The following is a 23,829-nucleotide window of genomic DNA, read 5'->3' on the forward strand; positions in this document are numbered from 1 at the left end:
TCCCGGACAAGCCCCTGCGAAAGCGCGGGGGAGCCGGGCGAAACCGCAGGCAGGAAGCTGGTCATGGGTCTTACGAGCAACAAGGTGCTGTGTGTGGCGGTCGCGTGCGCCGTGCTGCTGTTCATCGGCACGGTGTGGCTGTGGCCGCGCCTCGCCCGCCGCCACTGGCGGGCGGTCGGCGGACGGGTCGGCCTGCTGCTCGGCACCCAGGTGGCCCTCTTCGCCTCGGTCGGTCTCGCGGCCAACCAGGCCTTCGGGTTCTACGCCAGCTGGGCGGACCTGTTCGGGCAGGAGAAGGACCAGGGTGTCGTGGTCAACCACACGGCGCTCGGCGGCTCGGGCGGCCCGCTGGAGGTGCTCGACACGGCGGGCGTGCGCGGGGCCGGCGGGCCCGCGCCGGCGGCCGGCGGTGAGATCCAGAAGGTCGACATCGTCGGCCGTACGACCCACATCGCCACCCCCGCGTACGTGTATTTGCCGCCGGAGTACTTCCAGGCGCGCTACCGCGCGCGTACATTTCCCGCCGCCGTCGTACTGACCGGATATCCGGGCACCGCCGAGGCGCTCGTGACGAAACTGCACTATCCGCGCACCGCCCAGGAGCTCGCCAAGGACGGGCGTATGCAGCCGATGATCCTGGTGATGCTGCGTCCCACCGTGGCGCCGCCGAGGGACACGGAGTGCGTGGACGTTCCGGGCGGCCCGCAGACGGAGACATTCTTCGCCAAGGACCTGCCCGACGCGATGCTCGCGCACTACCGGGTGGGCAGGAAACCGGGCAGTTGGGGCATCATCGGCGACTCCACCGGAGGCTACTGCGCGCTGAAGCTCGCCATGCACCACCCCGGGTCGTACACCGCCGGGGCGGGCCTGTCGCCGTACTACAAGGCGCCGATCGACCCGACCACGGGCGATCTCTTCGGCGGGAACAAGGCGCTGCGCAATCGGGCCGATCTGTGGTGGTGCCTCAGCCATCTGCGCGCACCCGACACTTCGCTGCTCGTCACCAGCAGCCGGATCGGGGAATCCAACTACAAGGCGACGCTGAAGTTCATACAGCGTGTGCAGGCCACGAAGGTCACGCGGATCTCGTCGATCATCCTGGAAAGCGGCGGTCACAACTTCAACACCTGGCGCAGGGAGATTCCCGCGACGCTGCAGTGGATCAGCGGGCGGCTGAGCGACAGGTGACAGGGGTTTCGGAAGATGTCGATCTTGCCGAATTCGACGCCGGTCAATTCCTGATGCCGTGTGAACGTTTCGGTATGGCTGTGTTTTTGCGGGGCGGGGCACCAAGGGGCGCCTACGCGCGGTAAGTTTCTGGCCATGCCACGTGGACGTCACCGCCATTCCCCGCCCCTGCACAGACTGCTTCCCCCGTCGGCGATCGCAGGCGTCTCCTTCGTCTGCGCCTTCGGCCCGTGGGTCTTCACGCAGCAGGCCGTGCTCCGTGTCATCGCCGCGGGAGCCGCGGCGACGGCGGTCGTCGGTGCGGCCGTCATGCGCCGCTGGGACGCCCAGGCGGGCAAACAGGTCGCCGACCTCACGCGCGCGCGTGCGAGCGACGAGTGGCGCCACGAGGAGCGGGTCGCCGAGCTGGAGACCGACCTCGAGGAGTCGCGCGAGCTGCGCGCCAAGCTGGAGCAGCGGCTGCGGGCCAAGCGTGCCGAACTGGCGGGCCTGCGCAACGAACACGCGGCGCTGCTGCGGCGGTACGCCACCGCCGAGACCGAGCGTGCGAGCGCCCTGGAGGGCCGCCGCCTGCTCGAGATAGAGACGGGCGCGCCGGCACCTGCGCTGCCGCCCGCGCCGACGCAGGAGCCGGCGGACACGGACGCGGACGTCGAGGCCGCGGAGACCGAGGCTGTGGCTGCCTCGGCGGACGCGGAGGAGACGGCGGGAACGGCGGACACGGGGGACGGCGACGAGCCGGCGGAGGGCGGCACGGTCTTCTCCCCGGAGGGGTCGCAGCTGTTCCTGCGGGCGAAGGCGGCGCTGAAGCGGTTCGACGAGGACGAGGACGGCGCCGCGCGGGACGCGGACACGGCGGACGGGTCGTCCGGCGAGGACGGCTCCGCGGACGTCGCCTCCGCCGCGGACGACGCTTCCGGCGAGGACGACGCTTCCGGCGAGGACGCGTCGCCGGCGGACGCCCCGGAGACCGGCGCCGCGAACGACGATTCCCCGAACGGCGATTCACCGGCGGGCGACGCTCCGGCCGGCGACTCCTCGGACACCGAGGACGGACCCGCGCCCGAGGACGACGGTTCGCCCAAGGGCGACGGTCCCAAGGGCGACAGGTCCCGCAGGCGCGAGCGGGTGAAGGCGAAGGCCGCCGCCGCGACGAGCGAGGCCCCCGCCCCCGCGACCGAGCCGGCTCCGATCGCGTCGGAGGCCGCCGTGGACGGCGCCGCCGGGCCCGCGGCGCAGGAGGACGAGGCGCAGGGGCAGCCCGTGGCGCAGGAGGACGAGGCGCAGGGGCAGCCCGTGGCGGTCGACGGGCATGAGCGCGCGGCCGCCACCACTCCGGCCCGGCCCACGCCGTCCGCGCAGCAGCCCGCGGGGCACTTCGTCGCACCGACCGCGGTGGCCGTGGTGCCCGCGACGCCCGCGCGCCCGGCGGTCGAGGGCGGGTTCGACTTCTTCGGTACGAAGGCGGAGCCGTCCCCGCAGGACATCGAGGCCGTACAGAACGAGGACCTCGCGGACGTGGTCGGCGAGGAGGCACTCGCGGTCCACAAGGCCGACACCGAGGCGGAGTTCAAGCCGGCCGACGAGGAGACGCGCGGCGCCGGCCAGGTGATCGACCTGACGGCTCACGACGAGACCGAGCACATCGACGTAAAGGGGCTGCGCAGCGCGGTGTCCTGACCCTGCGCTCCCGCAGTCCCGAAGCCGGCGGTCCTACGGCCGCCGGCTTTCCTGTGCCCCCGTCCCACTCCCGCTCCCCGTCCCGGTCCCGCGCCCCGTTCCAGCTCCGGCGCCGTCGACGGCGGCGGCACCGCCGGCGTCGGCCCGCGGCGCCATCCAGCGGTCCGGGCGGGCGTCCCTGCGTCCCGTGCGGGACCGCTCGGCCTGTGCCCGCAGCAGCTCGGCCGCCTCCCGGGCGTCCCGCAGCCGGGCCGTCACGGTCTTGTTGGCCCCGGTGTCCACATGGAGGTCGGCGACCCGCCACAGCCGCTCCCACGGCCCCTGGGCCAGCCGTACGCTCTGCACCTTCGCGTGCGGCACCAGCGCCAGGTTCCGGCTCAGCAGCCCGTGCCGGGCGGCGAACACCGTGTCGGTGACGGCGAGTCCGTGCCCCCGCCACCACAGCGGCATGCACCACCCGGCCCGCTTCGGGGGGCGGGACACGGCCGCCGGCACGGTCACGCCGGGCAGCACGCGTGCGACGACCGACTCGGCCAGCGCCCGCGGGGCCACCGGCACCAGCACGGAGTTGGACGATCCGGCCACGTCCAGCTCCACCCGCACCCAACCGCGCCGCCGCCACAGCAGCGGCTCCACGATCCGCACGGTCTGCACCCGGCCGGGCGGCACCGTCTCGTGCGAACGGTCGAGCAGTCCGTGGTCGATGCGCAATCCGTCCGGCGACTCTCCGACCGTCCAGTCGTACTCGCCGACGAACCGCCCCACGCTGCTCGCGCCCGCCGCGCCCAGCAGGGGCACGCCCGTCGCGAGGACCGTCCACACGCTGTGAGTGGCCAGCCAGAGCAGCGGCGGGACGACGAGCGCCGCGAGCAGCGAGCCCCAGGTGGCGCCGGTGAGCACGACGGAGACGGCGAGGTCGAGCGGAGGCGTGCGCAGCAGCACGCGCGCCGGTGCCTCACCGACCTCGTGCGCCGTCTCCGGCGCGAACCCGGCGGCGCGCGCGAGGAGTTCCGCGCGCAGCGCACGCGCCTCGCGTTCCCCGAGGAAGGCGAGCTCGTCCTTCTTGTCGGTCCCTATGACGTCGAGCTTGAGCTTGGCGACGCCTGCCACGCGCGCGAGGAGCGGCCGGGTGACGTCCACGGCCTGGATGCGTTCCAGCCGGATGTGCGCGGTGCGCCGGAACAACAGGCCGGTACGGATGCGCAGTTCGCTCTGTGTCACCGAGAAGTGCGTGAACCACCAGGTCATGAAGCCGTACAGGGCGGCGACCGGGACGAGGACGGCGACCGCGATCAGCAGGGTCGTGGCCGTCAGCCTGGTCAGCTGCCGCTGTGCCTGGTCGGGGTCGTGCACCGCCCACCCGATGACGACGGCCACCGGCGCCCACGCCCGCCTCAGGGGTGTCACCGGGTGCAGCCGCCGTTCGGCGACCGGCTCCTTCTCGCCAACGGCGTCCTCGACGCCCGGCGCGGTCACAGGCCCGCCGATCGGGCCTCGCCGAGTGCGGTGAGCCGGTCGCGCAGCCGCTCCGCCTCGGCCGGGTCGAGGCCGGGGATGGTCGCGTCGGTCGCGGCGGCCGCCGTGTGCAACTGCACGCTGGCCAGCCCGAAGTGCCGTTCGACGGGCCCCGAGGTCACCTCGACCAGCTGCATCCGGCCGTACGGCACGACGGTCTCCTCGCGCCACAGCACGCCTCTGCTGATCAGCAGGTCGTCGGCGCGCTCGGTGTAGCGCCAGGAGCGCCAGTTGCGGCCGAGCAGCACCCAGCCCCAGACCGCCAGGGCCGGCGGCAGCAGCGCGAAGGCGGCCCAGGCGGGCCCGGCGAGCAGCCCCAGCAGCAGGCCCAGGGCGAGGGCGAGCAGCCCCAGCCAGACCACCAGCAGCAGTCGGCGCATCCGCAGCAGTCCGGGCGGCAGCCCGATCCAGGCCGGCTCCGCCGTCTCGTCCCCCGTGGTCTCCGCGCTCGGCGGGCTCCCCGTTTCCATACCGCCAGCGTACGTAGGAGAGACTGGGTTCCATGACTCCTACGACGGAGACCACGGTCGGTATCGGCGGCGCCGCGGAGAGCACCGACATGGTGCTCAACATCGGACCGCAGCACCCGTCCACCCACGGCGTACTGCGGCTGCGCCTGGTGCTGGACGGCGAGCGGATCGTGCACGCGGAGCCGGTGATCGGCTACATGCACCGGGGAGCGGAGAAGCTCTTCGAGGCGCGCGACTACCGCCAGATCATCATGCTCGCCAACCGCCACGACTGGCTGTCGGCGTTCTCGAACGAGCTGGGCGTGGTCCTCGCCGTGGAGCGCATGCTCGGCATGGAGGTCCCCACGCGCGCGGTGTGGACGCGCACGCTGCTGGCGGAGCTCAACCGGGTGCTCAACCACCTGATGTTCCTCGGCTCCTACCCGCTGGAGCTCGGCGGCATCACACCCGTCTTCTACGCCTTCCGGGAGCGCGAGGTCCTCCAGAACGTCATGGAGGAGGTCTCCGGCGGCCGGATGCACTACATGTTCAACCGTGTCGGCGGCCTCAAGGAGGACCTGCCGGCGGGCTGGAGCACGCGCGCGCGTGCCGCCGTCGCCGCGGTGCGCTCGCGCATGGACCGCTTCGACGACCTGGTGCTCGGCAACGAGATCTTCCGCGGGCGCACGCGGGGCGTGGGGGCCCTGACGCCCGGGGCGGTGCACGCGTACGGCGTGAGCGGCCCGATCGCGCGGGGCTCGGGCGTCGACTTCGACCTGCGCCGCGACGAGCCGTATCTCGCCTACCGCGAACTGCAGGACACCCTGAAGGTGGTGACACGGCAGGAGGGCGACTGCCTCGCCCGCTTCGAGGTGCTCCTGGAGCAGACCCACGTCGCCCTGGACCTCGCCGACGCCTGCCTGGACCGGCTCGGCGACCTGCCGCCGGGGCCGATCAACCAGCGGCTCCCCAAGGTCCTGAAGGCGCCCGAGGGCCACACCTACGCCTGGACCGAGAACCCGCTCGGCATCAACGGCTACTACCTCGTGAGCAAGGGCGAGAAGACCCCGTACCGGCTGAAGCTGCGCTCGGCCTCGTACAACAACATCCAGGCGCTCGTGGAGCTGCTGCCGGGGACGCTGGTCGCGGACATGGTGGCGATCCTGGGGTCGATGTTCTTCGTGGTCGGGGACATCGACAAGTAGCGCCGGCTCGCGGCCCCCCTCGGCGGGAGTGCGGGCGGCCTCACTCGGCGAGCGGGTCCGCGATGCCGACCGGCTGGAGCAGCCAGCCGAAGTCGCCCAGGCCGCCGGGAGCGGTGAGCTCGGCGGCCTCGCCCGCGCTCGCCAGAGCGCGTACGTACGCGGCGGGCTGGGTGGACGCCAGCGTGAGCGGGGGGCGTGCGCCGGTGATCCCAAGGATGCGCAGGGCGGCGCCCTGGTTCAGCAGGCGGGCGGCGGAAAGGCCGTGCGCGGCCGTGTGCGCCGCGCACGCGTCGAGGGCGACATGCGCCGTGATGTCGCACGACCCGTCGGGCACGGGCCTCGTCTCCCGCCCGGCGCGGAAGCCGGTGAGCGTCCCGAACGGGGGGCGCGCGTCCAGCGTGTGCCCGTAGTCGACGGCGACCGCGAGCCCCCGGCGGAGCGAGGCGACCGCGTCCGCCCACGCCTCGTCCCTGGGCAGGCCGATCTCGGCCCGCAGCCCCTCCTCGGCCGGCAGCGGCCACCACCGGGCGAGCCAGTCGGCCTCCGCACCGCCGAGGGGCTCCCCGAGGCGCTCCGTCCCGTCCCGCCGTACGAGCACGCGGCGTGCCACACCCGCGGCGTCCACCTCGGCGACGTCCACGGGGACGTTGTCCAGCCACTCGTTGGCGAACAGGAGCCCGGTGACGCCCCGGGGCGGTGCGGCGAGCCACTCGATCCGCTCGTCCAGGCCGTCCGGGCGGCCGGCTATCTCGACGCCGTACGCGCGTGTGCGGGCGAGGACGTCGGCCGGCAGCGCGGCCAGCACGCCGGCCGCCAGCTCGCCCCGGCCGGCGGCCATGTCGACGAAGGCGAGCGACGCGGGCCGCTCCAGGGCCGCGTCGACCCGGCACAGCAGCCGCGCGACGGCCCCGGCGAACAGGCGCGAGGCGTGCACCGACGTACGGAAGTGCCCGGCCGGGCCCTCCGGCCCGCGATAGAAGCCGCCGGGGCCGTACAGGGCCGTCCGGGCCGCCGTCCGCCAGCCGTGCCGGTGGCCAGATGTCTCTTCCGTCACCGGCCCAGGCTAAGCGCGCAGGAGAGGGGGGCCTCCACCTTGGGGAGTATGCGCGGTGGATGCGGATCGGCCCTCCGGTTGACCCCTGCACGCATCTCACTTCCCTACTCTGGGTTACGTGCAGCGCGTCTACGACTTCCTCCGCAGGCACCCGACAGGGGTCGACGGCTTCTGGGCCGTCTTCCTGTTCGGGATCTCGGTCGTGGGCGCGGCCGCCCACCAGGAGTCGCGGGGCACCGAGTCGCTGGCGCTGATCATTCCGATCGCCTTCCTGCTGAGCCTCGTGATCGCGCTGCGCCGCCGGATGCCGGAGAAGATGCTGCTGCTGACGATCGGACTCGGCGTCGCGCAGGTCGCGCTGGACGTCGAGACCACGGTCGCCGACTTCGCGATGCTGGTGATCGTCTACACGGTCGCGGCGACCGGCGCCCGCTGGGCCTCCCGGGCGGCGCTGGGCACCGGTCTGTGCGCGGCACTGGTCGCGCAACTGCGCTGGCCGAACGAGCACTCCGGCGCGCTGGGCAATCTCGCGATCGTGGTCTTCCAGACGGTTCCGTTCGCGCTGGCCTGGGTGCTCGGCGACTCCATCCGCACCCGGCGCGCCTACTTCGCGCAGCTCGAGGAGCGCGCGGCCCGGCTGGAGAAGGAGCGCGAGGCGCAGGCCAAGGTCGCGGTCGCCGCGGAGCGCGCCCGCATAGCGCGCGAGCTGCACGACGTCGTCGCGCACAACGTCTCGGTGATGGTGGTGCAGGCCGACGGCGCCGCCTACGTCCTCGACGCGGCCCCGGATCAGGCGAAGAAGGCCCTGGAGACCATCTCCTCCACCGGGCGCCAGGCCCTCGCCGAGATGCGCCGCCTGCTCGGCGTGCTGCGCACCGGCGAGCACAAGGAGGCCGGCGAGTACGTCCCGCAGCCGGACGTCGAGCAGATAGACGAGCTGATCGAGCAGTGCCGCACCTCCGGCCTGCCCGTCGACTTCAAGGTCGAGGGCACCCCGCGCCCGCTGCCCAGCGGCGTCGAGCTCACCGCGTACCGCATCGTGCAGGAGGCCCTGACCAACACCCGCAAGCACGGCGGGCCCAACACGGGCGCGAGCGTGCGCCTCGTCTACTTCGACGACGGCCTGGGCCTGCTCGTCGAGGACGACGGCAAGGGCGCGCCCCACGAGCTGTACGAGGAGGGCGGGTTCGACGGCCAGGGCCACGGGCTGATCGGGATGCGCGAGCGGGTCGGTATGGTCGGTGGCACGCTCGACGCGGGCCCGCGTCCCGGCGGCGGATTCCGGATCAGCGCGCTGCTGCCGCTGAAACCCGCACACTGACGCGTACGCACGCCGCCCGCTGACACCTGTCACGACCCGCTGCGCCGACCACGCAGCCGGAGACCGCCGCAAACGGACGAGAACGGAAGAGGCCCGATGACGATCCGCGTGATGCTCGTCGACGACCAGGTGCTGCTGCGCACCGGGTTCCGGATGGTACTCGCCGCGCAGCCGGACATGGAGGTCGTCGCGGAGGCGGGGGACGGCGTGGAGGCCCTTCAGGTGCTGCGTGCGACGGCCGTCGACGTCGTCCTGATGGACGTCCGCATGCCGAAGCTGGACGGGGTGGAGACCACCCGCCGCATCTGCTCGGAGCCCGAACCGCCGAAGGTGCTGATCCTGACCACCTTCGACCTCGACGAGTACGCCTTCTCCGGGCTGAAGGCGGGTGCCTCGGGCTTCATGCTCAAGGACGTGCCGCCCGGCGAGCTGCTGGCCGCCATCCGTGCCGTGCACAGCGGGGACGCGGTGGTGGCGCCGTCGACCACCCGCCGGCTGCTCGACCGGTTCGCGCCGATGCTGCCGAGCGGCGCCAAGGAGCCCCAGCACAAGGAGCTGGAGCGGCTCACCGACCGCGAGCGCGAGGTCATGGTCCTGGTCGCGCAGGGCCTGTCCAACGGTGAGATCGCGGCGCGGCTGGTGCTGTCCGAGGCGACCGTGAAGACCCATGTCGGCCGCATCCTGACCAAGCTGGGGCTGCGCGACCGGGTGCAGGTCGTGGTCCTCGCGTACGAGACCGGGCTGGTGCGCGCGGGCGGGCACGGCTGAGCCGCGGGGAGCGGCCACGGCCGACGCACGGGGGGCGTGCACGTCGCGCGTCCGCCGGCCACTAGGGTCCTGCGCATGCTCCTGTGGATCAACGGCCCTTTCGGGGGCGGCAAGACACAGACCGCACACGAGATCCAGCGGCGCCTGCGCGGCAGTGTCATCTGCGACCCCGAACACGCCGGGTTCGGCCTGCGCCGGATGCTGCCGCCCGAACTGCGCGGCGACTTCCAGGACCTGGCGTCGTGGCGGCAGGGCGTGGTCGAGGTGCTGGACCTCGCCCTGACCAAGCACGACGGAGTCGTGATCGCGCCGATGACGGTCACCGACTCCGGGTACCTGGACGAGACCGTGGGCCGGCTGCGCGAACTCGGCCACGACGTCCACCACTTCACCCTCCTCGCCCAGCGGGAGACGGTCCTGCGGCGGCTGCGCGAGCGCGGCTTCGGGCACCTTCTGCAGTACGTCGCCGGAAAGAACGCCGGGGCGGGCAGGGAGACCTGGGCCGTGCGGCAGCTCGACCACTGCCTGGAACGGCTGAGCGAGCCGGAGTTCGCCGAGCATCTGTGGACGGACCACTCGACCGTGCCGAAGACCGCGGACCGCATCGCCGTGCTCGCCGGGCTGACGCTGCGGCCGAACAACGAGGGGGCGCTGCGGACACGGCTGCGGCAGGCACGGGTGGGCATCCGGCACATCCGGTTCGACTGAGGCGGTGGCGCCAGGGCCTTCGGAGGCCCGGCCTCCGCCGGCTCAGCGCAGGATGCCCTCCAGGAAGTCGCTGCCAGGCCGGGCCACGACGGCGATGTCCAGCTGGTGCTGGACGTAGCGGCCGCGGCGGCGCGTGGTGATCAGGCCCGCCTTCTTCAGCACGCCCAGGTGACGGGATGTCTCGGGGGCCGTCATGTCGTGCGCCGGCGCCAGCTCGCTGGTGGTGTGGGCGCTGCGGGCCAGATGACGGCAGATCCGCATGCGGACCGGGTGGGACAGCGCGGTCATCCGCAGGGCGAGCTCCTGCACGGAGCCGTCAATCGACGCGGCGTCCCGGCGGCGTCCGGCGCGGCCCGGGACCACCCGGGCGGCCGGGGTCCGGCGTCGGCGGGCGGCCGGTCGTGCGCGGTCGCCGGCGGTCCGGCGCGGCCGCGCCGGACGCCCGGCCCGGGGCGGCCACCGCCGGTCCCGAGCCGGTGGCCGCATCCGCGCCGCGCTCCGCCCGCCGAACCCTGACCGACCCCACCGCGGACGTCGCCCCGCCGGCCGAACTCTGACCGACCCCACGGCGGACGTCGCCCCGCCCGGCCTACCGGCCGCCGCCCGGCGCTCCCGCCCCGGCGGCCTCCTCGGCGAGGCGGGACGCGAACTCCGCGACCGCCGCCTGCACGTCCTCGGTGGTCCACTCCAGGCCCGCGGACCGTACGGACACCTCGGTGAAGGACAGGCCCGGGCCCCTCTCGTCCCAGGCGGCCGGGAACAGCAGCGTGCCCGTCTCCTCGCCCTGCCGGACCGCGGCCTCCGCGAGGACGTCGGCGCCGTGGGGCAGCCAGACCTGGAACTCGTTGGTGTGCGGCACCTCGGGGTGGACGCGCGCCCAGGGCAGCCCGGCCGCCGCGAACCCCTCGCGCAGCGCGGCGGCGACCACGCGCGCGTGCGCCACGTACCCGGGCAGCCGGGGCAGCTCCCGCTCCAGGCCGGCGAGGGCCGACAGGGCCGTGGGGAACTGCTGGAAGATCTGGCCGCCGTACCGGTGCCGCCAGGCCCGTGCCTCCTCGACGAGGGTCCTGGGGCCGGCGAGCGCGGCGCCGCCGTAGCCGTCGAGGGACTTGTAGAACGACACGTACACGCTGTCCGCCAGGCCCGCGATCTCGTCCAGGGGGCGGCCGAGGTGGACGGTGGACTCCCACAGGCGTGCTCCGTCGAAGTGCACCACCGCGTCGCGTTCGTGCGCGGCCTCGACGACCTCGGTGAGCTCCTCCCAGGACGGCAGCACGAAACCGGCGTCCCTGAGCGGCAGTTCGAGCATCAGCGCCCCGAAGGGCTCCTCGAAGGAGCGCACCTCGTCGGCGGTCGGCAGCCGGGGCTCGCTCGTGATCCGCACCGGGCGCAGACCGCTGACCTGGCTGAACGCATGACGTTCGTGCACCTCGGGGTGGGCCAGCGCGTGCACGGCGACCCTGGTGTCGCCGGTGCGGCCCGCCCAGCAGCGCAGCGCCACCTGCTGGGCCATCGTGCCCGTGGGGAAGAACGCCGCGGCCTCGGTGCCGAGCAGCGCGGCGACCTTCTCCTCCAGGGTCTCCACGATGCCGTTGCCGTAGATGTCCGACGGCTCGTCCAGGTCGCACAGGGTCCGCGCCCCGTCCAGCAGCTCCAGACGTTCGCGGAGCGTGCCCAGGAAACCGGGGCGCGCGAGCACGCGCGTGGCACTCCGGTACGCGCTGATCCGCCGCCTGCGCCGCTGCCCGGCCCGCTCCTCGCCGGACGGCTCGTCCCTCTGCTCGCCCTGTTCCGCCCGTTCCGCCGTATCGCTCATGCAGCGGATCATTCCCGTCGCGCTCCGCGGGGGCACCCGGATTTCCACAGGGCCCCGCACCGGGCATCGTGTGACTACTCACAGCCTGTGGACAACCGAACGCACCGCGGACCGATAGCGTTAACATGACGAGAAATCGTCCGGTACCCGGAGCGGACTGGAACGGAAGGCCGCCGTCGCGTGAGTACAAGCCAACAGCCAGATCCCAGGGACCGCCCGGCGCGGCTCGCCGTCGGCGTCGTCGGCGCCGGTCGCGTCGGCCCCGTGCTGGCCGCGTCCCTCCAGCTCGCCGGGCACCGTCCGGTCGCCGTCTCCGGCGTCTCCGAGACCTCCCGGAGGCGCGCGGCGCAGATGCTGCCCGGCGTCCCGGTCGTCCCGCCCGCCGAGGTGCTCCGGCGCTCCGAGCTGGTCCTGCTGACCGTCCCGGACGACACCCTGCCCGGCCTGGTCGAGGGGCTCGCCGAGACCGGCGCCGTCCGGCCGGGGCAGCTGCTCGTGCACACCTCCGGGCGGTACGGCGCGAGGGTCCTGGACCCCGCCCTGCGCGCGGGCGCGCTGCCGCTGGCCCTGCACCCGGCGATGACCTTCACGGGTACGCAGGTGGACGTGCAGCGCCTGGCCGGCTGCTCGTTCGGCGTCACCGCGCCCGAGGAGCTGCGGCTGGCCGCCGAGGCGCTCGTCATCGAGATGGGCGGCGAGCCGGAATGGGTCGCCGAGCAGATGCGCCCGCTGTACCACGCGGCGCTCGCACTGGGCGCCAACCACCTGGTCACACTGGTCGCCCAGTCCATGGAGCTGCTGCGCGAGGCCGGTGTCACGGCCCCCGACCGGATGCTCGGCCCCCTGCTCGGCGCCGCCCTCGACAACGCCCTGCGCTCCGGCGACGCGGCCCTGACCGGACCCGTCGCACGCGGCGACGCGGGCACGGTCGCCGCGCACGTCACGGAGCTGCGCCGGCACGCCCCGCAGACCGTCGCCGGCTATCTGGCGATGGCGCGGGCCACCGCCGACCGCGCGCTCGCCCACGGCCTGCTGAAGCCGGAATTCGCCGAGGACCTCCTCGGCGTACTCGCCGACGGCACCGGCCGGGCCGACGGCGCCGAGGGAGACGCCCGATGACCACCACCCTGCTGCACACCGCCGGCGAACTGCACGCACGCACGCGTACGGGCCGCCGCGCCGTCGTGATGACCATGGGCGCCCTGCACGAGGGCCACGCCACCTTGATCCGCTCCGCGCGCGGGATCGCCGGACCGGACGGCGAGGTCGTCGTCACGGTCTTCGTGAACCCCCTCCAGTTCGGTGCGGGCGAGGACCTCGACCGCTACCCGCGCACCCTGGACGCCGACGTCAAGCTCGCCGAACTCTCCGGCGCGGACGCCGTGTTCGCCCCGTCCGTGGACGAGGTCTACCCGGGCGGCCGGCCGCAGGTGCGGATCAGCGCGGGCCCCATGGGCGAGCGCCTGGAGGGCGCCTCGCGCCCCGGCCACTTCGACGGCATGCTCACCGTCGTCGCCAAGCTGCTGCACCTCACCCGCCCCGACGTCGCCCTCTACGGCCAGAAGGACGCCCAGCAACTCGCCCTGATCCGCCGCATGGTGCGCGACCTGAACTTCGGCATCGAGATCGTCGGCGTCCCCACGGTGCGCGAGGAGGACGGCCTGGCGCTCTCCAGCCGCAACCGCTACCTGTCGCCCCGTGAGCGGCGCACGGCGCTCTCGCTGTCCCACGCGCTGTTCGCGGGCAGCGACCGGCACGCCGCCCAGGAGGCGTTGCGCGCGCGGGCCCGCGAGGTGCCCGCCACGCACGCGCGCGCCGAGGCGCTCAGCGCGATCGGCGAGTCCCGCGCGGCCGCCGACGCGCACGCCGTCGCCAAGGCACTGCCCGGCGCCCCCTCCGCCGTCCGCGCCGCCGCCCGGCTGGTCCTCGACGAGGCCGCGCGCCTGTCGCCGCCGCTGAAGCTGGACTACCTCGCCCTGGTCGACCCCTCCGACTTCACCGAGATCTCGGACGACTTCACCGGTGAGGCCGTCCTCGCCGTCGCCGCCCGGGTCGGCACGACCCGGCTGATCGACAACATCCCTCTCACTTTCGGAACCTTCGGAGCCGCCTCGTGAGCAGCACAGGCATACGACTGCACGCGCCCGCCCCGGGCTGGTCCATCTCCGCGGACGTGGTGGTCGTCGGCTCCGGGGTCGCCGGCCTCACCGCGGCCCTGCGGTGCGAGGCCTCCGGGCTGCGCACCGTCGTCGTCACCAAGGCCCGCCTCGACGACGGCTCCACCCGCTGGGCCCAGGGCGGCATCGCCGCGGCCCTCGGCGAGGGGGACACTCCCGAACAGCACCTGGACGACACCCTGGTGGCGGGCGCGGGCCTGTGCGACGAGGAGGCCGTCCGGATCCTCGTCAACGAGGGCCCGGACGCCGTACGGCGGCTCATCGCGACCGGTGCGCACTTCGACGAGTCCGAAGCGGGCGACCTGGCGCTCACCCGCGAGGGCGGACACCACCGCCGCCGCATCGCGCACGCCGGCGGCGACGCGACCGGCGCGGAGATCTCCCGCGCGCTGGTCGAGGCGGCACACGCGCGTGGCGTCCGCACGATCGAGAACGCGCTGGTGCTGGACCTGCTGACGGACACCGACGGCCGTACGGCGGGCGTGAGCCTGCACGTCATGGGCGAGGGACAGCACGACGGCGTGGGCGCCGTGCACGCGCCCGCGGTCGTCCTCGCGACCGGCGGCATGGGCCAGGTGTTCTCCGCGACCACCAACCCGTCCGTGTCCACGGGCGACGGCGTGGCCCTCGCCCTGCGCGCGGGCGCGGAGGTCTCCGACCTGGAGTTCGTGCAGTTCCACCCGACCGTGCTGTTCCTCGGCCCGGACGCGGAGGGCCAGCAGCCGCTGGTCTCCGAGGCCGTGCGCGGCGAGGGCGCCCACCTGGTCGACGCCGGCGGCGTGCGCTTCATGGTCGGGCGGCACGAACTGGCCGAACTGGCGCCCCGGGACATCGTCGCCAAGGGCATCATGCGCCGCATGCAGGAGCAGGACGCCGAGCACATGTACCTCGACGCCCGGCACTTCGGCGCCGACATGTGGGAGCACCGCTTCCCGACGATCCTCGCCGCCTGCCGCGCGCACGGCATCGACCCGGTGACCGACCCCATCCCGATCGCCCCGGCCGCCCACTACGCCTCCGGCGGCGTCCGCACCGACTCCCGCGGCCGGACGACCGTCCCGGGCCTGTACGCGTGCGGCGAGGTCGCCTGCACGGGCGTGCACGGCGCGAACCGGCTCGCCTCCAACTCCCTCCTCGAGGGCCTCGTCTACGCGGAGCGCATCGCCGCCGACATCGTCGCGGCCCAGGCCGCGGACGGCCTCCACGCGCGCGTGCCCGAGCCCGTGGAGCACCCCGAGGTCCCCGGGCACCCGCTGCTCGCACCGGAGGCCCGGTTCGCGATCCAGCGGATCATGACCGACGGCGCGGGTGTGCTGCGCTCCGCCGAGTCCCTCGCCAGGGCCGCCGACCAGCTCCACGGGCTGCACACCGACGCCCGCGACGCCCTCGCCGAGAACGGCAAGACCGCCGAGCCCGGCGTCGACACCTGGGAGGCCACCAACCTCCTGTGTGTGGCCCGTGTCCTGGTGGCCGCCGCCCGGCTGCGCGAGGAGACCCGCGGCTGCCACTGGCGCGAGGACCGTGCCGACCGCGACGACACCGCGTGGCGCCGCCACATCGTCGTACGGCTCAATCCCGACCGCTCACTCGCTGTCGGCACCACCGATGGCCCAGACTTCCCCCCGACCCGGCAGCCCCAGCCCGCGCACCGGCCCGCGCACCGTCCCCAGGAGCAGTGACAGAAGTGACCACCCCCGACCTCCCCCTCGCCTCGAACGGCGGCTGCGGCGACGGCTGTGCCTGCGGCGCCGACGCCGACGCCGGACACCTGGAGTGCGGGCTCGACCCCGCGCTCGCCCAGCTCCTGGCCGACGCCGGACTCGACCCCGTGGAGGTCGAGGACATCGCCAACGTCGCCATCCAGGAGGACCTCGACCACGGCGTGGACGTGACCACCGTCGCGACCATTCCCGAAGAGGCCGTCGCCACCGCCGACTTCACCGCGCGCGAGGCGGGTGTCGTGGCCGGCCTCAGGGTCGCCGAAGCGGTGCTCTCCGTGGTCTGCACGGACGAGTTCGAGGTCGAGCGGCACGTGGAGGACGGCGACCGCGTGGCGGAGGGGCAGAAGCTGCTGTCGGTCACCACCCGCACCCGCGACCTGCTCACCGCCGAACGCAGCGCGCTCAACCTCCTGTGCCGCCTGTCGGGCATCGCGACCGCCACGCGCGCGTGGGCGGACGCCCTCGACGGCACGCGGGCCAGGGTCCGCGACACCCGCAAGACGACCCCGGGGCTGCGGGCGCTGGAGAAGTTCGCCGTGCGCTGCGGCGGCGGGGTCAACCACCGGATGTCGCTGTCGGACGCGGCGCTCGTCAAGGACAACCACGTCGTCGCCGCGGGTGGCGTCGCCCAGGCCTTCAAGGCCGTACGGGAGGCCTTCCCGGACGTGCCGATCGAGGTCGAGGTCGACACCCTGCACCAGCTGCGCGAGGTCGTGGACGCGGGCGCCGACCTGATCCTCCTGGACAACTTCACGCCCGGTGAGTGCGAGGAGGCCGTGGCCCTGGTGGACGGGCGCGCCGCCCTGGAGGCGTCGGGCCGGCTCACCCTCGGCAACGCGCGCGCGTACGCCGAGACCGGCGTCGACTACCTCGCCGTGGGCGCCCTGACCCACTCCTCGCCGATCCTGGACATCGGCCTCGACCTGCGAGCGGCGGAGTAGGTACCGGTCATGCTGCTGACGATCGACGTAGGCAACACGCACACCGTCCTCGGACTCTTCGACGGGGACGACATCGTCGAGCACTGGCGCATCTCCACCGACGCCCGCCGCACGGCGGACGAGCTGGCGGTGCTGCTGCAGGGCCTGATGGGGATGCACCCCCTGCTCGGAGACGAGCTGGGCGACGGCATCGACGGGATCGCGATCTGCGCCACCGTTCCGTCGGTGCTGCACGAGCTGCGCGAGGTGACGCGCCGCTACTACGGCGACGTCCCCGCGGTGCTGGTGGAGCCGGGCGTGAAGACCGGTGTGCCGATCCTGACCGACAACCCCAAGGAGGTCGGCGCCGACCGGATCATCAACGCGGTCGCGGCCGTCGAGCTGTACGGCGGCCCGGCGATCGTCGTCGACTTCGGCACCGCCACCACCTTCGACGCGGTCTCCGCGCGCGGGGAGTACGTCGGCGGCGTGATCGCCCCCGGTATCGAGATCTCCGTCGAGGCGCTCGGCGTCCGGGGCGCGCAGCTGCGCAAGATCGAGGTGGCCCGCCCGCGGAGCGTGATCGGCAAGAACACGGTCGAGGCGATGCAGTCCGGCATCGTCTACGGCTTCGCCGGGCAGGTCGACGGCGTCGTCGGCCGGATGGCCCGGGAGCTGGCGGACGACCCGGACGACGTCACGGTGATCGCGACGGGCGGGCTGGCACCGATGGTGCTGGGGGAGTCGTCCGTGATCGACGAGCACGAGCCGTGGCTGACGCTGATCGGGCTGCGGATGGTCTACGAGCGCAACGTCTCCCGCATGTGAGGACGGGCCGGGAGCAACCGGGTGGCGCGCCCGCGCCACACCCGCCCCTTATGTCAAGTTTGTCTGATTAGCGCGTAGTGTCGCCGCATGCCCACGCCATACGGATCCCGCGGCGGCATGGCGTTCGGCGCGGAGGAGCTGCGTGTGCTCCGCCGCGCCCTCGCCCTCGCCCTTCAGCCCGGCCCCACGCCCGCAGAGGACGTCAAGGACTGCCTCCGCCTCGCCGAGTCCCTGGACGAGGCGATGCGCGAGGGAGCCCGGCTGCGCGCCTTCCTGGTGGCCGATCTCGCGCGCTACCGCGCCGCTCTGCCAGGGACCGTGTCCGGCTATCTGGCGCTCCTGGAGGAGGCGCTGGCGGCCGGATACCGCCCGCGGCCCGACGATCTCGCCGCGCTGCGGGCCCTGCGCGGCAATCCGGCCGCCTCGGTCCTGCTGGGGCGCTGCCGGATGCTCGCAGAGCAGGACGTACGCGACCGTCTCGCGCCCGGTACGGCCCGCCGGGCCACCCCGACGGTCCCGGCCGCCCGGAGCCGCCTCACGGCCCTTCCCGGCGGCCTGAGGGGCACCGGGGCGCGGCCCGCCGAGGCCGCGGAAGGCGATCCCGCGCGCAAGCCCGACAGGAAGCCCGCCCAGAAGCCGGCCGCCCCCAAGCCGGCCCCCGCCCCCGAGGGCCCGAAGCCGGCCCGTCCCATCCCGACCCCGGGCGAGGTCTTCCCGCGCCGCAAGCCCACCACTCCGCCCAGCTCCGGGCAGCGCCGGCACCTCGCCGCCGGCTGAGCGCGCCCGAACCGCCCGAAACCTCCCGGCCCCCGCCCCGCCCGCCCTCCGTGGCCGTGGCTACCCTGGACGCATGGACATCGTCTCCGCGCTCGTGCCCCCGGTCGTCATGGCCGCGCTCTTCATCGCCGTGATCAGGGTGATGGTGAAGACCCAGGGCGGGGCCAACAAGGCCAAGGAGGACGCGGCCGTCGACGCCGCCGTCGCGCGCACCGAGGGTGCCCGGCAGGGCTCCCCGACGACCGACGCCTGACCCCTCACCTGCGGCGCCCTCCGCCTGGGCGCCCCTGGGCGCACCGCTCCGCGCAGCTCGCGCTATCGGAGTCGTGCGCCCTTTTTGATCCTGTTTGTCGCCGGATGAGCACGTCCGGCACGCCAATACGGACTTCTCCCACTATTGTGCTGAGCTGTGCCTCGCCCATTGGGAGAACTCGAAGACGCGGTCATGACGCGGGTGTGGAAGTGGAACCGCCCGGTGACCGTCCGAGAAGTCCTGGAAGACCTTCAGCAGGAGCGGTCCATCGCATACACCACGGTGATGACCGTTTTGGACAATCTCCATCAGAAGGGCTGGGTCCGCCGTGAGGCGGAAGGCCGGGCCTATCGATATGAGGCGGTCTCCACCAGGGCCGCCTACGCGGCGGCCCTGATGAACGACGCCTGGTCGCAGTCCGACAACCCGGCGGCCGCTCTCGTCGCCTTCTTCGGGATGATGAGCGAGGAACAGCGCCTCGCCCTCAGAGACGCCGTACGCATCGTCCAAGGTCCGGAAACTTCCCAAGCGGCCGCGGATACCGGCCGTGATACGGGCCGTGAGAACCCCGGGTCGGCACAGGAGGCCGACGGGCGATAGCGTCCGCACATGTCAGCAGAGAGTCCCGTAGGTCCCGAAGGCACCGAAGTCAGTGCTAAAGCCATCACTGTCCGGCGGGCCCGAACCAGCGATGTCCCGGCCGTGCGCCGTCTCCTCGACACGTACGTCCGCGGCCGCATCCTGCTCGACAAAGCAACGGTCACGCTTTACGAGGACATCCAGGAGTTCTGGATCGCCGAACGGGACGACAACGCCGACGTCGTCGGCTGCGGCGCGCTGCACGTGATGTGGGAAGACCTCGCGGAAGTCCGCACTCTCGCGGTGAAGCCCGGCCTGAAGGGCGCCGGCGTCGGGCATCAACTGCTGGAGAAGTTGCTGGAGACCGCGCGCTGGCTGGGTGTTCGCCGGGTTTTCTGCCTGACCTTCGAAGTGGACTTCTTCGTCAAGCACGGCTTCGTCGAGATCGGCGAGACGCCGGTCGACACCGATGTCTACGCGGAGCTGCTGCGTTCCTATGACGAGGGCGTGGCGGAGTTCCTCGGTCTCGAACGGGTGAAACCGAACACCTTGGGCAACAGCCGGATGCTTCTGCATCTGTGATCGCGGATCGCCGCGATGTATTCCGCCTCCCCTGCCCAGGTTCCCTATGTCCGAAACGCGCATGTTTCCGGACGGGGTGAGCCATCTGTCTCGCTCTTGCGCCCGTACTAGGTCCCGCGGACAGTCTCTCGGCCGGTCTCGGGGTCGGTCTCCCGGTCAGTCTCTCCGAGGGGTTTGTGTTTTTCCGGCAAAAGCGGTTTGCTTTCCGACGTACTGCAGTACTGCATATAACAGGGGACGGCGAAACGGCGGACGCCGCAGACCCCAGGCCCGCAAGTTTTGGATGAAAGGAAATCCGGTGGCACAGAAGGTTCAGGTCCTTCTTGTCGACGACCTCGACGGCGGCGAGGCGGACGAGACCGTTACGTTCGCGTTGGACGGCAAGACGTACGAGATCGATCTCACGACCGCCAATGCGGACAAGCTCCGCGGCCTTCTCGAGCCTTACGTGAAGGGTGGCCGCCGCACGGGCGGTCGTTCTTCGGGCGGGCGCGGAAAGGCACGCGCGGCTTCCGGCGGCAGCCAGGACACCGCGCAGATCCGCGCGTGGGCGAAGGAGAACGGCTACGAGGTCAACGACCGCGGCCGTGTTCCCGCGTCCATCCGCGAGGCGTACGAGAAGGCGAACGCCTGATCGCGGTTCTACGGCAGGTCCGGCGGCCGGGCGCCCGCGCGCCGCAGCCGCAGCCGGTGGCACTGCGTTGCCACCGTGTCCACGAGTCGTACGAGATCGGGGGCGCCCCCAACGCCCCCCACGGCCGACAGCGTCGGCAGCGAGGCTTCCACCTCGCCCCCAGGCTCGGGGGGCCGCAGCCATACGGCGGCCCCCTGCAGGGCGCCCGAGCGGCCCCGGGGACCGGCCGGTCCGTTCCCGGGGGGAGGCGGCGCGTCCATGACGCCGCCCTCGCCGGTGGCCGCCAGATCCAGGGCGAGCGCGCCCCATTCCAGCCAGTCCAGCAGCCCCGGCAGTTCCTCCGCGCTGCCCGCGGCCACCAGCAGCCGCATCCGGTCGCCCTGCACGGCCACCGGGGAGGCCGCTGCGAGGTGGCGCAGGCCCGCGCGGCCCGCCTCGGCCGGCACGTCCAGGACGTCGAAGCGGTCGCCCACCCGCAGCCGCAGCCGCGGCGCGGATCTGGGGTCCCCCGCCGGTGCGTGCACCGTCGCCCAGCCCAGTTCGTTCTCGTACCACCGGCGGACGTGATCGCCGGCGTCGAGCGGCCTGCGGGGGAGCGGAATCGTGCGGCGGCTGCCAACCATGCCAAGCGCAACCGCCCGAACTGCTCCCGGGTTACGCTGGGTGTTCATGCGACCGCACAGGGTGCCGGATCGGGGGGCGTGCGGGGGCGCGGGGTGGTGCAAGGTTGTTCGCCCGTAGCGGAGGGATCGGGGCCGCGCGGCATGGACTGTCAGTCCCAGCGGGTAAGACATCCCTAGTGGGAGGGGGCGACACGCAGGACAGGGCGTCTCACGTTCGCCATCGGCGTAGTGGTGGTGTGGGTAACTGCCTGGCCTGCGGGAACATCGTCTCGCACCATCGGGTTGGAGCAGATGTCGGCGTTCGGGGTCAGGAGGCAGTGTTGGTTCTCGCACCGGTGTCGGCAGTTGGAATGAGCGGTCCCCGCTTGCGGGACTAAGCTGCGGAAGGACAGGGAGGGGAAGTTCCCCCCACTGCCTGACCGCTCTGAGGAGCGATTAACGATGTTCGAGAGGTTCACCGACCGCGCGCGGCGGGTTGTCGTCCTGGCTCAGGAAGAAGCCCGGATGCTCAACCACAACTACATCGGCACCGAGCACATCCTCCTGGGCCTGATCCACGAGGGTGAGGGTGTCGCCGCCAAGGCCCTTGAGAGCCTCGGGATTTCGCTCGAGGCGGTCCGCCAGCAGGTGGAGGAGATCATCGGCCAGGGCCAGCAGGCCCCGTCCGGGCACATCCCCTTCACCCCCCGTGCCAAGAAGGTCCTGGAGCTGTCGCTCCGGGAGGCCCTCCAGCTGGGCCACAACTACATCGGCACGGAGCACATCCTGCTCGGCCTGATCCGCGAGGGCGAGGGCGTCGCCGCCCAGGTCCTCGTCAAGCTCGGCGCCGATCTCAACCGGGTGCGGCAGCAGGTCATCCAGCTGCTCTCCGGCTACCAGGGCAAGGAGACCGCCGCCGCCGGCGGGCCTGCCGAGGGCACCCCCTCGACGTCCCTGGTCCTCGACCAGTTCGGCCGGAACCTCACCCAGGCCGCTCGTGAGTCCAAGCTCGACCCGGTCATCGGGCGCGAGAAGGAGATCGAGCGGGTCATGCAGGTGCTGTCCCGCCGTACCAAGAACAACCCGGTCCTGATCGGTGAGCCCGGCGTCGGCAAGACCGCCGTCGTCGAGGGCCTCGCCCAGGCCATCGTCAAGGGCGAGGTGCCCGAGACCCTCAAGGACAAGCACCTCTACACCCTGGACCTCGGCGCGCTGGTCGCCGGCTCCCGCTACCGCGGTGACTTCGAGGAGCGCCTGAAGAAGGTGCTCAAGGAGATCCGCACCCGCGGCGACATCATCCTGTTCATCGACGAGCTGCACACGCTGGTCGGTGCGGGTGCCGCCGAGGGCGCCATCGACGCCGCTTCGATCCTGAAGCCGATGCTGGCCCGCGGTGAGCTCCAGACGATCGGCGCGACCACGCTGGACGAGTACCGCAAGCACCTGGAGAAGGACGCGGCCCTCGAGCGCCGCTTCCAGCCCATCCAGGTCGCCGAGCCGTCCCTGCCGCACACGATCGAGATCCTCAAGGGTCTGCGCGACCGGTACGAGGCCCACCACCGCGTCTCCATCACCGACGAGGCGCTGGTCCAGGCGGCCACCCTGGCCGACCGTTACATCTCGGACCGCTTCCTGCCGGACAAGGCGATCGACCTGATCGACGAGGCCGGCTCCCGGATGCGCATCCGCCGGATGACGGCTCCGCCGGACCTGCGCGAGTTCGACGAGAAGATCGCGGGCGTGCGCCGCGACAAGGAGTCCGCGATCGACTCGCAGGACTTCGAGAAGGCCGCCTCCCTGCGCGACAAGGAGAAGCAGCTCCTGGCCGCCAAGGCCAAGCGGGAGAAGGAGTGGAAGGCCGGCGACATGGACGTCGTCGCCGAGGTCGACGGCGAGCTGATCGCCGAGGTCCTCGCGACCGCCACCGGCATCCCGGTCTTCAAGCTGACCGAGGAGGAGTCCTCGCGGCTGCTGCGCATGGAGGACGAGCTCCACAAGCGGGTCATCGGCCAGGTCGACGCCGTCAAGGCGCTGTCGAAGGCGATCCGCCGTACGCGCGCGGGTCTGAAGGACCCCAAGCGCCCCGGTGGCTCGTTCATCTTCGCCGGCCCGTCCGGTGTCGGTAAGACCGAGCTGTCCAAGGCCCTCGCGGAGTTCCTCTTCGGCGACGAGGACGCGCTGATCTCCCTCGACATGTCGGAGTTCAGCGAGAAGCACACGGTCTCGCGCCTGTTCGGTTCGCCTCCCGGCTACGTGGGCTACGAGGAGGGCGGCCAGCTGACGGAGAAGGTGCGCCGCAAGCCGTTCTCGGTGGTCCTCTTCGACGAGGTCGAGAAGGCCCATCCGGACATCTTCAACTCGCTGCTGCAGATCCTGGAGGACGGTCGCCTGACCGACTCCCAGGGCCGGGTCGTGGACTTCAAGAACACGGTCATCATCATGACGACCAACCTCGGCACCCGGGACATCTCCAAGGGCTTCAACCTCGGCTTCGCCGCCGCGGGTGACACCAAGTCCAACTACGAGCGCATGAAGAACAAGGTCTCGGACGAGCTCAAGCAGCACTTCCGGCCCGAGTTCCTCAACCGCGTGGACGACGTGGTCGTCTTCCCGCAGCTGACGCAGGACGACATCCTCGCGATCGTCGACCTGATGATCAGCAAGGTGGACGAGCGCCTGAAGGACCGGGACATGGGCATCGAGCTCTCCCAGTCCGCCAAGGAGCTGCTGTCCAAGAAGGGTTACGACCCCGTGCTCGGTGCGCGGCCGCTGCGCCGCACCATCCAGCGCGAGATCGAGGACTCGCTCTCGGAGAAGATCCTCTTCGGCGAGCTGCGTCCCGGTCACATCGTGGTCGTCGACACCGAGGGCGAGGGCGACAACGCCACCTTCACCTTCCGCGGTGAGGAGAAGTCGGCCCTGCCGGACGTCCCGCCGATCGAGCAGGCGGCCGGCGGAGCCGGGCCGAACCTGAGCAAGGAGGCCTGACCCTCCGGGGGTCGAGCCGACGAAAGGGGCCGGTGCCGCAAGGCACCGGCCCCTTTCGCAT

The 23,829-nt window shown here is 72.6% G+C and carries 22 protein-coding genes and 1 pseudogene; 17 read left to right on the forward strand and 6 right to left on the reverse strand.

All coding sequences use genetic code 11. The annotated features are described in order from the left end of the window. The first annotated feature begins 63 nt into the window (after positions 1–63). Positions 64–1,191: an alpha/beta hydrolase gene (locus tag ACIRPX_RS31990; protein WP_404201764.1), complete on the forward strand. Its 1,128-nt coding sequence runs from the start codon at positions 64–66 to the stop codon at positions 1,189–1,191. 135 nt (positions 1,192–1,326) lie between these two features. After that, the gene (locus ACIRPX_RS31995) at positions 1,327–2,871 is read left to right on the forward strand and encodes a hypothetical protein (RefSeq protein ID WP_404201765.1); all 1,545 of its coding nucleotides are present in this window, start codon (positions 1,327–1,329) and stop codon (positions 2,869–2,871) included. Positions 2,872–2,904: 33 nt separating this feature from the next. Here the strand turns inward: ACIRPX_RS31995 and ACIRPX_RS32000 are convergent, their stop codons facing one another. Continuing rightward, entirely contained in the window at positions 2,905–4,347 is a 1,443-nt protein-coding gene (locus ACIRPX_RS32000; RefSeq protein ID WP_404201767.1) for a PH domain-containing protein, read from the reverse strand. Next, on the reverse strand, positions 4,344–4,856 hold the full coding sequence (locus ACIRPX_RS32005; RefSeq protein ID WP_404201769.1) for a PH domain-containing protein: 513 nt from the start codon (positions 4,854–4,856) through the stop codon (positions 4,344–4,346). The genes ACIRPX_RS32000 and ACIRPX_RS32005 overlap by 4 nt, the downstream gene beginning before the upstream one ends. Before the next feature lie 32 nt (positions 4,857–4,888). On the opposite strand from ACIRPX_RS32005, the gene ACIRPX_RS32010 reads away from it, so the two are divergent. After that, the gene (locus ACIRPX_RS32010; protein ID WP_404201771.1) at positions 4,889–6,040 is read left to right on the forward strand and encodes an NADH-quinone oxidoreductase subunit D; all 1,152 of its coding nucleotides are present in this window, start codon (positions 4,889–4,891) and stop codon (positions 6,038–6,040) included. Between the two features lie 40 nt (positions 6,041–6,080). On the opposite strand, the gene ACIRPX_RS32015 is transcribed toward ACIRPX_RS32010, so the two are convergent. Continuing rightward, positions 6,081–7,094, reverse strand: a complete 1,014-nt coding sequence (locus ACIRPX_RS32015; RefSeq protein WP_404201773.1) for an SAM-dependent methyltransferase — start codon at positions 7,092–7,094, stop codon at positions 6,081–6,083. A 118-nt stretch (positions 7,095–7,212) separates the two neighbouring features. Between ACIRPX_RS32015 and ACIRPX_RS32020 the strand changes: the two genes are divergently transcribed. The 3 genes from ACIRPX_RS32020 to ACIRPX_RS32030 all read left to right on the forward strand — a co-directional run bounded on the left by ACIRPX_RS32020 (position 7,213) and on the right by ACIRPX_RS32030 (position 9,891). Further along, positions 7,213–8,415 carry a sensor histidine kinase gene (locus ACIRPX_RS32020; protein WP_404201775.1) on the forward strand — a complete coding sequence of 401 codons (1,203 nt, stop codon included), beginning with the start codon at positions 7,213–7,215 and terminating at the stop codon, positions 8,413–8,415. Between the two features lie 96 nt (positions 8,416–8,511). Continuing rightward, positions 8,512–9,183, forward strand: a complete 672-nt coding sequence (locus ACIRPX_RS32025) for a response regulator (protein WP_404201777.1) — start codon at positions 8,512–8,514, stop codon at positions 9,181–9,183. 75 nt (positions 9,184–9,258) lie between these two features. Next, entirely contained in the window at positions 9,259–9,891 is a 633-nt protein-coding gene (locus tag ACIRPX_RS32030) for an AAA family ATPase (RefSeq protein WP_404201779.1), read from the forward strand. Positions 9,892–9,933: 42 nt separating this feature from the next. On the opposite strand, the pseudogene ACIRPX_RS32035 reads toward ACIRPX_RS32030, so the two are convergent. After that, a pseudogene (locus ACIRPX_RS32035) lies at positions 9,934–10,203 on the reverse strand (ArsR/SmtB family transcription factor); the annotation flags it as partial. A gap of 277 nt (positions 10,204–10,480) precedes the next feature. Next, on the reverse strand, positions 10,481–11,707 hold the full coding sequence (locus tag ACIRPX_RS32040) for a threonine aldolase family protein (protein ID WP_404201781.1): 1,227 nt from the start codon (positions 11,705–11,707) through the stop codon (positions 10,481–10,483). 180 nt (positions 11,708–11,887) lie between these two features. Between ACIRPX_RS32040 and ACIRPX_RS32045 the strand changes: the two genes are divergently transcribed. The 10 genes from ACIRPX_RS32045 to ACIRPX_RS32090 all read left to right on the forward strand — a co-directional run bounded on the left by ACIRPX_RS32045 (position 11,888) and on the right by ACIRPX_RS32090 (position 20,178). Then, the gene (locus ACIRPX_RS32045; RefSeq protein ID WP_404201783.1) at positions 11,888–12,826 is read left to right on the forward strand and encodes a Rossmann-like and DUF2520 domain-containing protein; all 939 of its coding nucleotides are present in this window, start codon (positions 11,888–11,890) and stop codon (positions 12,824–12,826) included. Next, the gene (gene panC, locus ACIRPX_RS32050; RefSeq protein ID WP_404201785.1) at positions 12,823–13,824 is read left to right on the forward strand and encodes a pantoate--beta-alanine ligase; all 1,002 of its coding nucleotides are present in this window, start codon (positions 12,823–12,825) and stop codon (positions 13,822–13,824) included. Before ACIRPX_RS32045 ends, panC begins: the two co-directional genes overlap by 4 nt. Further along, a complete protein-coding gene (locus ACIRPX_RS32055; protein ID WP_404201787.1) occupies positions 13,821–15,563 on the forward strand; it encodes an L-aspartate oxidase in 1,743 nt (580 codons plus the stop codon). The genes panC and ACIRPX_RS32055 overlap by 4 nt, the downstream gene beginning before the upstream one ends. 5 nt (positions 15,564–15,568) lie before the next feature. Continuing rightward, positions 15,569–16,546 (forward strand): carboxylating nicotinate-nucleotide diphosphorylase, encoded by a 978-nt coding sequence (nadC, locus tag ACIRPX_RS32060; RefSeq protein ID WP_404201789.1) that lies wholly within the window; start codon positions 15,569–15,571, stop codon positions 16,544–16,546. A gap of 9 nt (positions 16,547–16,555) precedes the next feature. Next, on the forward strand, positions 16,556–17,353 hold the full coding sequence (locus ACIRPX_RS32065; protein ID WP_404201791.1) for a type III pantothenate kinase: 798 nt from the start codon (positions 16,556–16,558) through the stop codon (positions 17,351–17,353). 117 nt (positions 17,354–17,470) lie between these two features. Next, a complete protein-coding gene (locus ACIRPX_RS32070) occupies positions 17,471–18,130 on the forward strand; it encodes a hypothetical protein (RefSeq protein WP_404201860.1) in 660 nt (219 codons plus the stop codon). Between the two features lie 73 nt (positions 18,131–18,203). Beyond that, complete coding sequence (locus ACIRPX_RS32075; RefSeq protein WP_404201792.1) at positions 18,204–18,383, forward strand: hypothetical protein; 180 nt, start codon at positions 18,204–18,206, stop codon at positions 18,381–18,383. 192 nt (positions 18,384–18,575) lie between these two features. Then, entirely contained in the window at positions 18,576–18,983 is a 408-nt protein-coding gene (locus ACIRPX_RS32080; protein WP_404201794.1) for a BlaI/MecI/CopY family transcriptional regulator, read from the forward strand. Between the two features lie 9 nt (positions 18,984–18,992). Further along, positions 18,993–19,544 (forward strand): amino-acid N-acetyltransferase, encoded by a 552-nt coding sequence (locus ACIRPX_RS32085; RefSeq protein WP_384261583.1) that lies wholly within the window; start codon positions 18,993–18,995, stop codon positions 19,542–19,544. A 298-nt stretch (positions 19,545–19,842) separates the two neighbouring features. After that, on the forward strand, positions 19,843–20,178 hold the full coding sequence (locus tag ACIRPX_RS32090; protein WP_360745728.1) for an Lsr2 family protein: 336 nt from the start codon (positions 19,843–19,845) through the stop codon (positions 20,176–20,178). 8 nt (positions 20,179–20,186) lie between these two features. Here the strand turns inward: ACIRPX_RS32090 and ACIRPX_RS32095 are convergent, their stop codons facing one another. Then, positions 20,187–20,801, reverse strand: a complete 615-nt coding sequence (locus ACIRPX_RS32095) for an SCO3374 family protein (protein ID WP_404201796.1) — start codon at positions 20,799–20,801, stop codon at positions 20,187–20,189. 441 nt (positions 20,802–21,242) lie between these two features. Between ACIRPX_RS32095 and ACIRPX_RS32100 the strand changes: the two genes are divergently transcribed. Further along, positions 21,243–23,768, forward strand: a complete 2,526-nt coding sequence (locus tag ACIRPX_RS32100; RefSeq protein WP_404201798.1) for an ATP-dependent Clp protease ATP-binding subunit — start codon at positions 21,243–21,245, stop codon at positions 23,766–23,768. Positions 23,769–23,829: the final 61 nt, after the last annotated feature.

The organism is Streptomyces sp. NPDC101225, assembly GCF_044767585.1.
GTDB lineage: Bacteria > Actinomycetota > Actinomycetes > Streptomycetales > Streptomycetaceae > Streptomyces.